The sequence below is a fragment of the Mesorhizobium sp. M0058 genome (assembly GCF_040323095.1).
In the GTDB taxonomy this organism is placed as follows: domain Bacteria; phylum Pseudomonadota; class Alphaproteobacteria; order Rhizobiales; family Rhizobiaceae; genus Mesorhizobium.
On record NZ_JAMYUQ010000014.1, the window covers coordinates 53,490 to 68,207 of the forward strand.

The 14,718-nt window shown below is 63.1% G+C and carries 13 protein-coding genes; 8 read left to right on the forward strand and 5 right to left on the reverse strand.

The window, feature by feature from the left end:
- Positions 1–117: 117 nt before the first annotated feature.
- From NKJ75_RS23695 to NKJ75_RS23720, 6 genes are all read left to right on the forward strand, one after another.
- Positions 118–960 carry a glycosyltransferase family 25 protein gene (locus NKJ75_RS23695; RefSeq protein ID WP_023819525.1) on the forward strand — a complete coding sequence of 281 codons (843 nt, stop codon included), beginning with the start codon at positions 118–120 and terminating at the stop codon, positions 958–960.
- Between the two features lie 33 nt (positions 961–993).
- The gene (locus NKJ75_RS23700) at positions 994–3,789 is read left to right on the forward strand and encodes a [protein-PII] uridylyltransferase (protein ID WP_023715570.1); all 2,796 of its coding nucleotides are present in this window, start codon (positions 994–996) and stop codon (positions 3,787–3,789) included.
- 58 nt (positions 3,790–3,847) lie between these two features.
- Entirely contained in the window at positions 3,848–5,446 is a 1,599-nt protein-coding gene (gene murJ / locus NKJ75_RS23705) for a murein biosynthesis integral membrane protein MurJ (RefSeq protein WP_023834369.1), read from the forward strand.
- A gap of 615 nt (positions 5,447–6,061) precedes the next feature.
- Positions 6,062–7,129 carry a tryptophan--tRNA ligase gene (gene trpS, locus NKJ75_RS23710; protein ID WP_023834371.1) on the forward strand — a complete coding sequence of 356 codons (1,068 nt, stop codon included), beginning with the start codon at positions 6,062–6,064 and terminating at the stop codon, positions 7,127–7,129.
- A gap of 101 nt (positions 7,130–7,230) precedes the next feature.
- A complete protein-coding gene (locus NKJ75_RS23715) occupies positions 7,231–7,722 on the forward strand; it encodes a universal stress protein (RefSeq protein WP_023672856.1) in 492 nt (163 codons plus the stop codon).
- 201 nt (positions 7,723–7,923) lie between these two features.
- On the forward strand, positions 7,924–8,493 hold the full coding sequence (locus NKJ75_RS23720) for a NifU family protein (protein ID WP_023685140.1): 570 nt from the start codon (positions 7,924–7,926) through the stop codon (positions 8,491–8,493).
- Positions 8,494–8,675: 182 nt separating this feature from the next.
- Here NKJ75_RS23720 and NKJ75_RS23725 read toward each other — a convergent pair whose 3' ends face one another.
- A complete protein-coding gene (locus NKJ75_RS23725) occupies positions 8,676–9,293 on the reverse strand; it encodes a L,D-transpeptidase (RefSeq protein ID WP_023692663.1) in 618 nt (205 codons plus the stop codon).
- A 238-nt stretch (positions 9,294–9,531) separates the two neighbouring features.
- Between NKJ75_RS23725 and cueR the strand changes: the two genes are divergently transcribed.
- The gene (cueR, locus tag NKJ75_RS23730; RefSeq protein WP_023703112.1) at positions 9,532–9,951 is read left to right on the forward strand and encodes a Cu(I)-responsive transcriptional regulator; all 420 of its coding nucleotides are present in this window, start codon (positions 9,532–9,534) and stop codon (positions 9,949–9,951) included.
- 259 nt (positions 9,952–10,210) lie between these two features.
- Here the strand turns inward: cueR and NKJ75_RS23735 are convergent, their stop codons facing one another.
- The gene (locus NKJ75_RS23735) at positions 10,211–10,483 is read right to left on the reverse strand and encodes a hypothetical protein (protein WP_352500271.1); all 273 of its coding nucleotides are present in this window, start codon (positions 10,481–10,483) and stop codon (positions 10,211–10,213) included.
- A gap of 133 nt (positions 10,484–10,616) precedes the next feature.
- Between NKJ75_RS23735 and NKJ75_RS23740 the strand changes: the two genes are divergently transcribed.
- Positions 10,617–11,117, forward strand: a complete 501-nt coding sequence (locus NKJ75_RS23740; RefSeq protein WP_023713558.1) for an MmcB family DNA repair protein — start codon at positions 10,617–10,619, stop codon at positions 11,115–11,117.
- 53 nt (positions 11,118–11,170) lie between these two features.
- Here the strand turns inward: NKJ75_RS23740 and nhaA are convergent, their stop codons facing one another.
- The 3 genes from nhaA to NKJ75_RS23755 form a co-directional block, all read right to left on the reverse strand.
- On the reverse strand, positions 11,171–12,358 hold the full coding sequence (gene nhaA / locus NKJ75_RS23745) for a Na+/H+ antiporter NhaA (RefSeq protein WP_352500272.1): 1,188 nt from the start codon (positions 12,356–12,358) through the stop codon (positions 11,171–11,173).
- Between the two features lie 372 nt (positions 12,359–12,730).
- The gene (locus tag NKJ75_RS23750; RefSeq protein ID WP_023672848.1) at positions 12,731–13,294 is read right to left on the reverse strand and encodes an ActR/PrrA/RegA family redox response regulator transcription factor; all 564 of its coding nucleotides are present in this window, start codon (positions 13,292–13,294) and stop codon (positions 12,731–12,733) included.
- 86 nt (positions 13,295–13,380) lie between these two features.
- Positions 13,381–14,706 (reverse strand): ActS/PrrB/RegB family redox-sensitive histidine kinase, encoded by a 1,326-nt coding sequence (locus NKJ75_RS23755; RefSeq protein WP_023729620.1) that lies wholly within the window; start codon positions 14,704–14,706, stop codon positions 13,381–13,383.
- Positions 14,707–14,718 lie beyond the last annotated feature (12 nt).

Genomic DNA, 14,718 nt, shown 5'->3' on the forward strand with positions numbered 1-14,718 from the left:
AAGGGGCGATTTCCACTTTTCGATCGTGGCCGTTATCGCGCACATCGAGGGAAAATCGCTTACGCGACTTTGTTCCCATGCTATGGACGCGCGTCCCACTGCATCGATCCCACCCAAATGAAATGCCTGATTATCAATCTCGATCGGTCTCGCGATCGCCTCGCCCATGTAACGGCGGAGTTCGCCCGCATCGGCATCGCCTTCGAGCGGGTCGCCGCCATCGATGCGCGAGATCGGCCGGATCTGGCCGAAATGCCGCAGGGCAAGAAGCATTTGCGTCTGGCCGACGCCGAGATTGCCTGCCTGCTCAGCCACCAACAGTGTTGGTCGACGATCGCTGCAGGTGAGGATGCTTACGCGGCGATTTTCGAGGACGATGTCGTTTTCCCGGACAAAGCCGGCGCTTTGCTTGCCGATGCGGGCTGGATTCCCGCCGATGCGGACATCGTCAAGTTGGAAACGTTCTTCAACCGGACCGTAATTTCACGCAAGCAAGTTGCCTGCGGCCACGGTTTTTCTGCGAGCAGACTGCACGGGCTCCATATCGGTACGGCGGGATACATCCTGTCCAGACAGGCCGCGCGGGACCTTCTTGCGGCAACGAATGAGATCAGCATTCCCGTCGATCACCTCATCTTCAATCCGCGTTTTGCTACCTCGTCCGACAAGGTCATTTACCAACTCGTCCCAGCATTGTGCCTGCAGGCACAATTCCTCGGCGACAGTCCGGTGAGATTGCCAAGCCTGCTCAAGCAGGAGCGAACAGAGGAATGGGTGGCAAGCGGGATAGGTAAACGGCGCCCCAGGCCAATCACCGCCAAGGCAAGGATCGAGACCAGGCGGTTGACGCGGCAGATCGCCGATCTCTTCCGGCTCCGGCGCGAGATGATCATCCCTTTCTGGTATCGCGGCCGACGCGTCCGTCCGCCCCATACACAGCGCCGTGAAAACGCGCTATAGACGCCGCGCAAAGGCGAGGCCCACCGGCAATCCATGGCAAAAATCTCCCTCAAGCTCGACGCGCTGATCGACAGCGAGGCTTTGCGCCGCGACATGACGGCGCTGATCTCGGCGGCCAGCGGCATCGAGCCCGGCGCGCGCGTCGGTGCGCTCCGGCTGCTGAAGGATCGGCTGACCGAGGGCCGCAAGGTTGCCGAGCGCATGCTGATGGACGATGGCAGCGGCACGGCCTGCGCCGCCCGGCTGTCGCATCTGATGGACGAGATCATCCGCGCCCTCTACGAGTTCGCCGCGACCCACGTCTACCGGGTGAAAAGCCCCTCGACCGCAGAGCGCATGGCGGTCGTTGCCGTCGGCGGCTATGGCCGCGGCACGCTGGCGCCGGGCTCCGACATCGACCTGTTGTTCCTGCTGCCCTACAAGCAGACGCCGTGGGGCGAACAGATCGTCGAATATATGCTCTATATGCTGTGGGACCTCGGGTTGAAGGTTGGCCACGCCACCCGCAACATCGACGAGTGTCTCAGGCTGTCGCGCAGCGATATCACCATCCGCACCACGATCCTGGAAGCGCGGTTCCTGTGGGGCGAACAGAAGCTCTTCGACGAATTGCTCGCTCGCTTCGACCATGAAGTGGTGCGCACCACCGGACCGGAATATGTGCAGGCCAAGCTCGCCGAACGCGACGATCGCCATGCCAAGGCCGGCGAAAGCCGCTATCTGGTCGAGCCCAACGTCAAGGACGGCAAGGGCGGCCTGCGCGATTTGCAGACGCTGTTCTGGATCGCCAAGTATTTTTATCGCGTGCGCACCGGCGAGGAATTGGTCGAGAAAGGTGTCTTCACCGAGGCCGAGTACCGCGAATTCCAGAAGGCCGAAGACTTCCTGTGGGCGGTGCGCTGCCACATGCATTTCCTGACCGGCAAGCCAGAGGAACGGCTGCATTTCGATATCCAGCGCGAGATCGCCGAACGGCTGGGCTACACCACCCATCCCGGTCTGTCGGCGGTCGAGCGCTTCATGAAGCATTACTTCCTCGTCGCCAAGGATGTCGGCGACCTCACCCGCATCTTCTGCGCCGCGCTCGAGGAAGAGCAGGCCAAGCATGTGCCCGGCTTCAACCGCATCTTCCTCACCTTCCAGCGCCGCAAGCGCAAGCTGGCAGGCACGTCGGACTTCATTGTCGACAATCACCGCATCAACGTCGCCGACGACAGCGTGTTCGAGCGCGACCCGGTCAATCTGCTCAGGCTGTTCTGGTTCGCCGACAAGCACGGGCTGGAGTTCCATCCCGATGCGCTGAAGCTGCTCACCCGCTCGCTCGGTCTGGTCAACAAGTCGCTGCGGCGCGACGAGGAGGCCAACCGGCTGTTCCTCGACATCCTGACCTCGGACCGCAATGCCGAGCTTAATTTGCGGCGCATGAACGAGGCCGGCCTGCTCGGCAGGCTGATCCCCGATTTCGGCAGAATAGTCGCCATGATGCAGTTCTCGATGTACCACCACTATACGGTGGACGAGCACCTGATCCGCTGCATCGGCGTCTTGGCCGAGATCGAGCGCGGCGACGGCGAAAAGGTGCATCCGCTCTCGCACACGCTGATGCCGGGGCTAGAGAAGAGCCGCGAGGCGCTCTATGTCGCGGTGCTGCTGCACGACATCGCCAAGGGCCGGCCGGAGGATCACTCAGAGGCCGGCGCCCGGATCGCGCGCCGCATCTGCCCGCATATGGGGCTGTCGGCGGCCGACACCGAGACAGTCGCCTGGCTGGTCGAGAACCATCTGGTGATGTCGATGACGGCGCAGACGCGCGACCTCAACGACCGCAAGACGATCGAGGATTTCGCCTCGATCGTGCAATCGGTTGAGCGGCTAAAAATGCTGTTGATCCTGACCGTCTGCGACATCAGGGGTGTCGGGCCGGGCGTGTGGAACGGCTGGAAGGGCCAGCTCCTGCGCACGCTCTACTACGAGACCGAACTGCTTTTGACCGGCGGCTTCTCGGAAGTGTCGCGCGCCAAGCGGACGGCGGCGGCGCGCGAGCGGCTGGCCGAGGCGCTGGCCGATTGGCCGGACAAGGCCCGCAAGCGCTATGTCGGCCTGCATTACGAGAACTATCTGCTGACGGTCGACCTCCCCGATCAGCTGCGCCATGCCGAATTCATTCGCGAAGCCGACGCGGCAGGCAAGAAGCTCGCCACCGTGGTCAGGACCCACCAATTCGAGGCGGTGACCGAGATCACCGTGCTGGCGCAGGACCATCCGCGCCTGCTTTCGGTTATTGCCGGCGCCTGTGCCGGCGCCGGCGGCAACATCGTCGACGCGCAGATCTTCACCACGTCCGACGGCCGCGCGCTGGACATCATCCTGATCTCACGGGAATTCGACCGCGATGAGGATGAGCGCCGTCGCGCCGAGCGCGTCGGCCGGCTGATCGAGGACGTGCTGTCGGGCAAGAGCTGGCTGCCGGAGATGATCGAGAAGCGCACCCGGCCGCGGCGCGGCGCCAAGGTGTTCAAGATTCCGCCGCGCGCCGAAATCCGCAACACGCTGTCGAACCGGTTTTCGGTGATCGAGGTCGAGGGACTGGACCGGCCTGGGCTGTTGTCGGAAATCACCAGTGCGTTGTCCGATCTCTCGCTCGACATCGCCTCGGCTCACATCACCACCTTCGGCGAGAAGGTGATCGACACTTTCTATGTCACCGACCTTACGGGGCAGAAGATCGACAACCCGGCACGCACCGCCACCATCCACGCCAGGCTGATCGCGGCGCTTGAAGGCGTTGTCCCAGAGCGCGGCGGCAAGGCCAAGGCGGCGGCCGAGTGACCATCACTTTGTCCCAATCATCCCCTTTGTCCCAATCATCCAGGCAATCTCCCCGCGCATGAGCCTCGTCAAGAAATTCGCCACGGTTGCGTCCGGCACGCTGATGAGCCGCGCCCTTGGCTTTGGCCGCGAAATGCTGATGGCGGCCGCACTCGGCACCGGGCCGGTGGCGGACGCCTTCAACGCCGCCTTTCAGTTTCCCAACACGTTTCGCCGGCTGTTTGCCGAAGGCGCCTTCAACGCCGCTTTCGTGCCGCTGTTTGCCAAGGAGATCGAGACCCACGGCACCGACGGCGCCAAGCGCTTTTCGGAGGAAGTGTTCGGCGTCCTGTTCACCGCACTTCTGGCGCTGACCATCGTCATGGAATTGGCGATGCCGCTGATCGTGCGCTATCTCGTGGCGCCGGGCTTTGCCGACACGCCGGGCAAATTCGAGACGACCGTCCTGCTGGCGACGATCATGTTCCCGTATCTCATCTGCATGTCGCTCGCAGCCATGATGGCCGGCATGCTGAATTCGCTGCGCCGCTATTTCGCGGCTGCCGTGGCGCCCGCATTCCTCAACATCATCCTGATTAGCGTGCTCGGCTACGCCTGGTACCACGGCATGGATGCCCGTGAGGTTGGTTTCAGCCTGTCCTGGGGCGTGCTGGCGGCGGGGCTGGTACAGCTCGCCATTGTCTGGGTGGCTGTGCGCAATGCCGGCATCGCCATCGGTTTTCGCCGGCCGAAGATGACGCCCAACGTCAAGCGCCTGCTGATCCTGGCGCTGCCGGCGGCGATCACCGGCGGCATCACCCAGATCAACCAGCTGATCGGCACGGCGATCGCGTCGGCGCAGGACAGCGCCGTGTCGTCGCTTGCTTACGCCGACCGCATCTACCAGCTGCCGCTCGGCGTCGTCGGCGTCGCGGTGGCCATCGTGCTGTTGCCGGAGCTGTCGCGGGCGCTGAAATCGGGCAATCTGGTCGAGGCAGCCAATCTGCAGAACCGCTCGGTCGAGTTCACCCTGTTCATGACCTTGCCGGCGGCGGCGGCCCTTTGGGTAATGGCGGAGCCGATCGTGCGGCTGGTCTATGAGCGCGGCGCCTTCGCCGCCAACGGCTCGACGCCGACCGTGGCCGCGATCCTGGCGATTTTCGGCCTCGGCCTGCCGGCCTTCGTGCTGATCAAGGCCTTCACTCCCGGCTATTTCGCCCGCGAGGATACGCGCACGCCGATGATGTTCGCCGCCATCTCGGTCGGCGTGAACGTGATCACCGCGCTGACGCTGTTCCCGAAAATGGGCGCGCCCGGCATTGCGGTGGCCTCGGCCGTCGCCGGCTGGGTCAACGCGGTGATGCTGCTTGCGGTGCTGATCCGACGTGGCCATTGGGGCCGCGACGTGCCATTGCTGAAGCGCATTCCGCGCCTGGTGCTGTCGGCTGCGGTGATGGCGGTGGCGCTCTATTTCGCCGAGCACTGGCTGGCCGTCAGGCTCGGCCCCGGCTCGCCACTGGTGATCAAGGCAACGACGCTGCTGGCGCTCGTGGCCGGCGGAGCGGCTCTCTACTTCGTCATGGCCTTTGCCACCGGCGGCGCCGATTTCGGCATGATCCGGCGCAATATTGGGCGGAAGGGCACACCGCCGGTCACGGAACAGTCTCCAGATCCGTAAGCCTAACCGTAGAACCTGGTTAAACTTCGCCAGACAATTTGTCGTAAACCGAGCGTGGCAGCGGTTCGGGTGCCTGCTTGCTAAGCTCGACCCCGAATTCGGCCCGAAGCCGCGCCGCTGTTTCAAGCGGCGTCTCGTGGTCCTGTCGGGGCTTTGGGGCTTCCTCGTTGTTGACGGCGGGCATCGATTTCTCATCCGATGATATGCAATGCAGGTTCAAATATATCATAAATGTCGATGTCAGCGCCGCCCCTCATTGCCCTGCCGGGCATTTCTCCCCGTGAACGGGGAGAAAGAGGCTGAATATGGCGCCAGCGCTTTCTCTGGCGATTGGCGAAAGCGGGCGATGACGGCGTTTTTCTCCCCCCCTCTCTATACGGGGAGAAATGTCCGGCAGGACAATGAGGGGCGGCGCCAACCTGTCAGGTCAATATACAGGGGCATCAGACGCGACCGCGCTATCCCCGCCTCTTGATCCTCTCCGCCCCTTCGTCCATAAGCGCGCCGTCGCAAGACTTTCGCCGCGCGTGGTTTCCAGCCGCGTGATTGGCTCCGAAAAGTCTGCAACTTTTCGGAATCACGCTTATACGGCCCTCCACAAGCCATGAGGACATCATGACCGCCTTCAAACAGCTCGTCTTTTCCGGGGTACAGCCGACCGGCAATCTGCATCTCGGCAACTATCTCGGCGCCATCAAGAAATTCGTCGCCCTGCAGGAAACGTCCGACTGCATCTATTGCGTCGTCGACCTGCATTCGCTGACGGCACAACTCGTCCATGACGACCTCGCCGACCAGACCCGCTCGATTACCGCGGCCTTCCTTGCCTCCGGCATCGACCCGAAGAAGCACATCGTCTTCAACCAGTCGCGGGTGATGCAGCATGCCGAGCTTGCCTGGATCTTCAACTGCGTGGCGCGCATCGGCTGGATGAACAAGATGACGCAGTTCAAGGACAAGGCCGGCAAGGACCGCGAAAATGCCTCGCTGGGCCTGCTAGCCTATCCCTCACTGATGGCGGCCGACATCCTGCTCTACCGCGCCACCCATGTGCCGGTGGGCGAGGACCAAAAGCAGCATCTGGAGCTGACCCGCGACATCGCGCAAAAGTTCAATAATGATTTTTCGAGCCGCATCGCCAGTCTTGGCGTCGGCGTCGAGATGCAGGTCGGCGAAGAGACGGTAAACGGGTTCTTCCCGATAACCGAACCGGTGATCGGCGGGCCGGCGGCGCGCATCATGAGCCTGCGCGACGGTTCGAAGAAAATGTCGAAGTCGGACCCGTCCGACCTGTCGCGCATCAATTTGACCGACGATGCCGACACCATCTCGAAGAAGATCCGCAAGGCCAAGACCGACCCGGAAGCGTTGCCAAGCGAAGTCGACGGCCTGGAAAGCCGCCCGGAAGCGGAAAACCTGGTCGGCATCTATGCAGGGCTGGCCGAGATGTCGAAGGCGGACGTGCTGAAGGAGTTCGGCGGCCAGCAGTTTTCCGTGTTCAAGCCGGCGCTTGCCGACCTTGCCGTGGAAAAACTGGCGCCGATCGCCGGCGAGATGCGCCGCATCGAAGGCGACCGCGCCCATGTCGACGCGGTGCTGAGAGACGGCGGCGAACGCGCCGGCGCGCTGGCTGAGACCACGATGAAGACGGTACGCGACATTATAGGCCTGTTGCAGGGCTGATCCTACCGTCAGTGCACCGCACCATTCTGGCCCAAGGCCGGCGGCTTGCCGCCGGTCTGTCGCGGTGGCAGATTGCGGCCGAAAACATCGAGTAGATAGACATGGTCTCCAAACGCCTCAGTCGCGAAGCCGGCCATCGCAGGAAATTCCTGACGATCATCGACGACACGCCGGAGTGCGAGCGCGCCGTCGCGTACGCCTCCAAGCGGGCGCAGAGCACCAGCGGCACGCTGGTGCTGCTCTACATCATCACACCGGACGACTTTCAGCACTGGCTGGGCGTCGAGAAGATCATGCGCGAGGAAGCCAACGCCACGGCGCGCGCGGCACTCGACGGCTACGCCAACAAGGTGCGCCAGAAGCTCGGCATCGAGCCCGAGATGGTGGTGCGCGAAGGCAAGCCGACCGAGGAGATCCACAAGCTGATCGAGGAAGACCAGGACATCGCCATCCTGGTGCTGGCGGCAGGTGCCGGCAAGGAAGGACCCGGGCCGCTGGTCGGGGCTGTTGCCGGCAAGGGCGCCGCCTTCCCTATTCCCGTCACAGTGGTGCCGCAGAACCTTTCCGACGAGGAGATCGACAGCCTCGCATAGAGAGTGATGCCGGAAAGTGTGAAGCGGTTCGGATAACATCACGATCCTGGATTTATAGCCCGCGCGGGATTCATCCCCAGCCAGTAAAAACATTCCGCCAGCCAGCCATTTTGAGCGATGCGTTTCGCTTGAATGTCCAGCAGATTGAGCCTATTTAGAACTATTCCAAACTAGCTGCCCGACTGGGGCACGGAGACGGCCATGTTCATCCAGACCGAATCGACGCCGAACCCGGCAACGCTGAAGTTCCTGCCCGGCAAGGAAGTGCTTGTCGAAGGCACCGCCGATTTCCGCGACGCCGACAGTGCAGCCAGCGCCTCGCCGCTGGCCGGCCGCCTGTTCGAGATCCCCGGCGTGACCGGCGTCTTCTTCGGCTATGACTTCATCACCGTGACCAAGGACGGCCCGGACTGGCAGCACCTGAAGCCGGCCATCCTCGGCGCCATCATGGAGCATTTCATGTCGGGCGCGCCCGTCATGGTCAACGCCGGCCCCGCTGCCGAGACCAGCCAGACCGGCGAATTCTACGACAAGGCCGATGAGCAACTGGTCATCACCATCAAGGAATTGCTCGACACCAGGGTGCGCCCGGCGGTTGCCCAGGATGGCGGCGACATCACCTTCCGCGGCTTCGAGAACGGCACCGTGTTCCTGCACATGAAGGGCGCCTGCGCCGGCTGCCCGTCCTCGACGGCGACGCTGAAGCACGGCATCCAGAACCTGCTCCGCCACTTCGTGCCGGAAGTACAGCAGGTCGAGCAGGTCTCCTAAGACCCCTTCACGCATTCGAGCGAGCAACAAAAAACCGGGCCAGATTGCCCGGTTTTCTGTTTTGGACGTCCGTTGTTGCCTAGACGGTCCGCGTACGAAGGGTAACGCCTATCTTGACCTTGATCTTCCCGAAAACCGGTTCCACTTTTCGCTTTCGTGGACCTCGGTTCCGGATCAAGGTCCTACATCACGATGACCTTGGCACCGACCGAAGTGCGGTCGTAGAGGTCGATGATGTCCTGGTTCATCAGCCGGATGCAGCCTGACGACATCGCTTTGCCGATCGAATTCCATTCCGGACTGCCGTGCAGGCGGTAGCCCATGTCGCCGCCCTTGTTGAACAGATACATGGCGCGCGCGCCGAGCGGGTTCTTCAAGCCCGGCTCCATGCCGCTCGCGAACTTCGCTAGCTCCGGCTGGCGCTGGATCATCTGCCGCGGCGGCGTCCAGGTCGGCCATTCGCGCTTCAGCGCGATATGGGCGGTGCCGTGCCATTCAAAGCCTTCGCGGCCGACGCCGATGCCGTAGCGGATCGCCCGGCCGTCGCCTTCGACGAAGTAGAGAAACTTGTTCTGGGTATCGACGACGATGGTGCCCGGCTTTTCCGAGGTGTCGTAGTTCACCTCTTGCCGGTGGTACTTCAGCGGCACCCTCTCGATCGGGATGCGCGGCAGTTGGTAGCCTGCATCGTTCACCGAACCGTAGTTGTTGGTGAACAGTTGCGAGCCGATCGTGCTGCAACCCGAGATCGCGGCCGACAACGCAAGTGCGGCGACGATTGCAAATGACTTCATGCGCATGAAATGGTCCGATGCCCCGCCAAGATGTCGCGACACGTTACGGCCGCTTTTCCTGAAATCATTCATGCTGGCATTTGCTTTGCTTGCCAAGCGCGCGATGCCTATATGCAGGAGCTTACGTGCCGGTAAGCCGGCAACTATGGCATTTCGGCAACAGGACTCACGGGATTGTGAAGGAAAAACAATGGTCGGTCCTGTCGGATAGCCTAGAATCAGGGAACCACATCGAGGAATAACAATGAATGTAGGCGATGCCGCGGCGCGGTCTGGCCTGCCGGCCAAGACCATCCGCTACTATGAAGAGATCGGCCTGATCGCCCCGGCGCGCGCCGGCAATGGCTATCGCGATTATTCCAGCGACGACATCCATCGGCTAGCCTTCCTGCGCCGCGCTCGCAACCTCGGCTTTTCAATCGACGATTGCCGGCAGCTGATGGCGCTCTACCGGGACCGCAGCCGCGCCAGCCACGATGTGCGCGAGATTGCCGCCGCCCATGTGAGCGCCATCGAGGAAAAGGTGCGCGAGCTGCAGTCGATGCGCACGACCTTGCAGACGCTGATCCAGGCCTGCCATGGTGACGACCGGCCGGATTGCCCGATTTTGGATGACATTGCGGGGGCTGCGCTGCTCGAGAACAGGCCGGCTTCGGCCATATAGGTAGTATCTCGACTGACTAAAATACGGGAACGTCCAAGGGACAAGAACGGAACCAAAGCGGTTACATCAGACCTTTGCGTTCCCGGCGCAAGACTTTAGTCCGGCCGCCTTATAGCTAAGAACGGAAGTTGATCGGCGGACGCAGGGGCGTTCCGGAGCAATACCAGACCGCGCCGATACAGATATGGTGCGATCGCGGAAGGCGCTCGGATCAAGTCGTAGCCTCAGTTCTGTCAACCGTATAATTGCCGCCATTCCCCTACGGCTGGGTAGCGCTCGTGAGCAGTGGGTCATCTATCTCTGCCTTTGTCTTCAGGACGGCATCAACGAGGGAACCGAACTCCTCGACGCTGAATGTGTAACTATCCTGGACCGCTCCCATATGGCTGAGGCGGAAGCGTACGAATTTCCGGTTTTCGGCTGGGATGCGCTTCACCAGAAACATGAATGAATAGGGACCCGCGATTGCTGAGTACCGGCGCAACTCTTCGGTCGCGGGGAAAAGCCGGTTGATGAATCCCAAAAACCCCATGGTGTCTCCCCTCGTGCCAAGGACCGTGCTTCTTATCATTGCGAGAGAAAATTCGCCTATGGGTTTGTCAACCGGATAATCGCCTAGTCACACAGGGTTCAAACCGTGAACAAAATCTGGCATGGTGGCTGCCATGCCGATCATTTCACCGATTCCCCTCAATCCGCTGATCGACGGCCGCCAGTCCGAACGCGCCATGCTGGTGCGGCGTGGCGTGCAGCGGCTGCTTATGCAAATGGGCATGCATGTGCTGCCCGAACTGTCGCTGGCCACCGGGCGGCGCGCCGACCTTGTGGCGCTGACCAGGCAGGGCGACATCTGGATCATCGAGATCAAATCCTCGATCGAGGATTTTCGCGTCGACCGCAAATGGCCTGATTACCGGCTGCACTCCGACCGCTTCTTCTTCGCCACGCATCCGGGCGTGCCCTCGGATATTTTTCCGGAGGAATGCGGCTTCATCCTGTCCGACGGCTACGGCGCCGAGATTTTGCGCGAGGCGCCCGAGCACCGCATGGCCGCAGCAACGCGCAAGGCGCTGATGCTGCGCATTGCACGGGCGGGTGCGGCGCGGCTGCTGGCGGCGGAACTGGCGGGTGTGGCGGTGCCGGCGCTGGCGGGAGAGAGCGAGTAGACGAAGCTCAAGTTCCTCGCCCCGCTTTGCGGGGGCGAGGAACCCAAGAACACCTACTCCACCACCTCCTCCACCCCTGCCGCCGGCGCCATCAGGAGCACGGCGGCACCCAGCAGCGCTGCAACGAAGGACCCCGCCAGGATGCCGACCTTGACGGCGTCCTGCAGCGCCACGTCGTTGGCGAAGGCGAGCAGGCCGATGAACAGGCTCATGGTGAAGCCGATGCCGCAGAGCAGCGAAATGCCGATCATGTGCAGCCAGCCGGCATTGACCGGCAGGTCGGCGAAGCCGAGCCGGATCGCCAGCGCCGACGAGCCGAAGACGCCGGCCAGCTTGCCCAGCACCAGGCCGGCGGCAACGCCGAGCGTCAGCGGCTCGACCAGGGCAGAGGCGCTGAGGCCGGCCAGCGACACGCCGGCATTGGCAAAGCCGAAAATCGGGATGACGAAGAACGGCACGATCTTGTGCAGGCCGTGCTCCAACCGGTGCAGCGGCGAATGGTCGAGATCGTGCCCGCTGCCGGGAGAAGTTTTCAGCGGAATGGTGAGCGCCAGCGCCACGCCGGCCAGCGTCGCATGCACACCCGATTTCAGCACGAGCACCCACAGCACGGCGCCGAGCACGAGGTAAGGCGTCAGCCTCGTCACCCGCATGCGGTTGAGCACGATGAGCACCGCGACGACGGCGAAGGCCGCACCGAGATAGGCCAGCGACAGGCCGCTTGTGTAGAAGATGGCGATGATGATGACGGCGCCGAGATCGTCGATGATGGCGAGCGCGGTGAGAAAGATCTTGAGCGACGCCGGCACGCGGTTGCCGAGCAGCGACAGCACGCCGAGCGCAAAGGCGATGTCGGTGGCGGTCGGGATCGCCCAGCCGGAGAGCGCGGCGGCGTTGTTGCGGTTGATGGCGACATAGACGAGTGCGGGAACCAGCATGCCGCCGGCGGCGGCGACGCCCGGCAGCACGCGGCGCGGCCAGGTCGAGAGCTGACCGTCGAGCATCTCGCGCTTGATCTCGAGGCCGACCAGCAGGAAGAACACCGCCATCAGCCCATCATTGATCCAGTGCGACACGCTGAGCGGGCCGAGATAGGCGTGGAGAGCGGCGAAATAGGTTTCGGCCAATGGTGAATTGGCGACGATCAGCGCAAGGGCTGCCGCAACCATCAGGATGATGCCGCCCGCCGCCTCGCCGTCGAGGAATTCGCGAAGGATGGATTTCGGCTGCTTGTCGCGCATCTGTGCTCCGTTGCCGGGTTTTCCGGCGGCGTTATTGCCGATGATGGGCAAAGGTCGATGGCACGGCAAGCGCAACTGTTTCCAGCGTTGGCGCCGCCCCTCATTGTCCTGCCGGACGTTCGTCATTCGAAAAGCCAAGCAGTTGGCTTTTCGTCCGCTTCGCGGACCATTCCTCAACTCCCCACATAGCGACGGGGAGAAAGAGGCAGCTTCAGCCTCGCCGTCGTCTCCTGCAACGCCGGCGATTGGCGAAACCGGCGATGAGAGCGCCCCTCTCCCCCGTCTCTATACCGGGGAGAGGATGCCGGCAGGCAGGTGAGGGGCAGCGCTGAGGTTCGGCAATTGGCGGCCGGCGCCGCCGGCGCGTGAACCTCAGCGTGGTGCGCGCTTGGCGAGTATCCGCTGCAGCGTGCGGCGATGCATGTTGAGCCGGCGCGCGGTTTCCGACACGTTGCGGTCGCACATTTCGTAGACGCGCTGGATGTGTTCCCAGCGCACGCGGTCGGCCGACATCGGATTTTCCGGGGGGGCGGCGCGCTCTCCGGCGGTGCGGGTGAGCGCTGCAAACACGTCGTCGGCGTCAGCCGGCTTCGACAGATAGTCGATGGCGCCGAGCTTCACCGCGGTCACCGCGGTGGCGATGTTGCCGTAGCCGGTGAGGATGACGGTGCGGGCATCGTCGCGCTTCTCGCGGATGGCGGCGACGACGTCGAGGCCGTTGCCGTCGCCAAGCCGCATGTCGACCACCGCATAGGCCGGCGGGTGGGCGCGCGCCTTGGCCACTGCCTCCTCGACGCTCTCGGCCGTCTCGACCACGAAACCCCTGGTTTCCATGGCGCGGGCCAGCCGCGTCAGGAACGGCTTGTCGTCGTCGACGATGAGCAGCGAGGTGTCCTCGCCTTCGACCATTGCGCCAATTGCTTCTTCGCCAGTCATTATCTCAAAAAATCCTGCTGCCTTAATTTTACGCAGATATAGTTCCTGAACGCCATTGTCCAATTTTGCCGCCTCCGCCAAGGCTTTTACGCGGTGTCGAACATCGAGATCCCCACCGATTCCGGGTTGAGGAAGACCGTGCGCGGCCACGATATCTGCACGATCGCGCCTTCGCCCAGTCCGCTCGAATTGCGGAAATCGAGCGTGGCGCCGGAGCGTTCGAGCAAGGTCTTGGCGATGAACAGCCCGAGACCCAGGCCACCGCCAGCCTCGTTGCCCTGGCGTGTCGACATATAGGGCTCGCCGATGCGATCGATGATTTCGGGGGGAAAGCCCGGCCCGTCATCGATGATCGAGAAGGTGACGTCGAGTTCGTCCCAGCTCCATCGCACCGTCACACTGTTGCGGGCGAAGTCGACGGCGTTCTCGACCAGATTGCCGAGGCCGTAGATGACGCCGGGGTTGCGCCGTCCCACCGGTTCGGGGCCGACGCGCTCGCCCGGCCGAAGCTTGATCGAGATGCCGAAATCGCGGTGCGGCGCGGTCACCTCCTCGACCAGCGAGGTCAGCGGCAGACGCGACAGATGCGCCTCGCCCTCGGAGGACAGGCTGGTCAGCCGCTTCAGGATCTCGCGGCAGCGCTCGCTCTGCGACCGCAACAGCTTCACATCCTCACCATATTTCGGATCGTTACCCAGCGCCTTCTCCATTTCCTTGGAGACAAGGGCGATGGTGGCGAGCGGCGTGCCGAGTTCGTGCGCGGCGGCGGCGGCGAGGCCATCGAGCGCCGACAGATGCTGCTCGCGCTGCAACACCAGTTCGGTGGCGGCAAGCGCATTGGCGAGCAGGCGGGCTTCCTCGGCGACGCGGAAGGCATAGATGGCGGTGAAGGCGATCGAGGAAAACACCGCCATCCATATGCCGGCGACATAGATGAATGGCATGGGCAGCGGCGCGCCCTCATACCATGGCAGCGGCTGGTGGAAGAAGACCAGCAACGTGGCCGCCGCCATGACCAGCGCGCCGAGCACCGCAGTCAGCCGCAGCGGCAGCGACGCCGCCGAGATGACGACGGGCACGGTCATCAGCACCGAGAACGGGTTGGTGAGGCCGCCAGTCAAAAAGAGCAGGCCGGCAAGCTGCAGGCTGTCGAAGGTCAGGATGAAAAACGCTGAGAACGGGGTCAGCCGGTGCGCTGCCGGATAGCGGAAGGTCAGCACCAGGTTAAGCCAGGCCGAGCAGGCGACCAGCGCGAAGCAGAGGCTGACCGGCAGCGGGAATTTGAGCCCATAGGCGACGACCAGCACCGCCAGGCTCTGGCCCACGATGGCCAGCCAGCGCAGCCGGATCAGCGTGTTGAGGCGCAGCCGCTGGCTTTGCTGGAAGTCTGGCGCGTGCACGATGTTGATCATGGCCAAGGATTA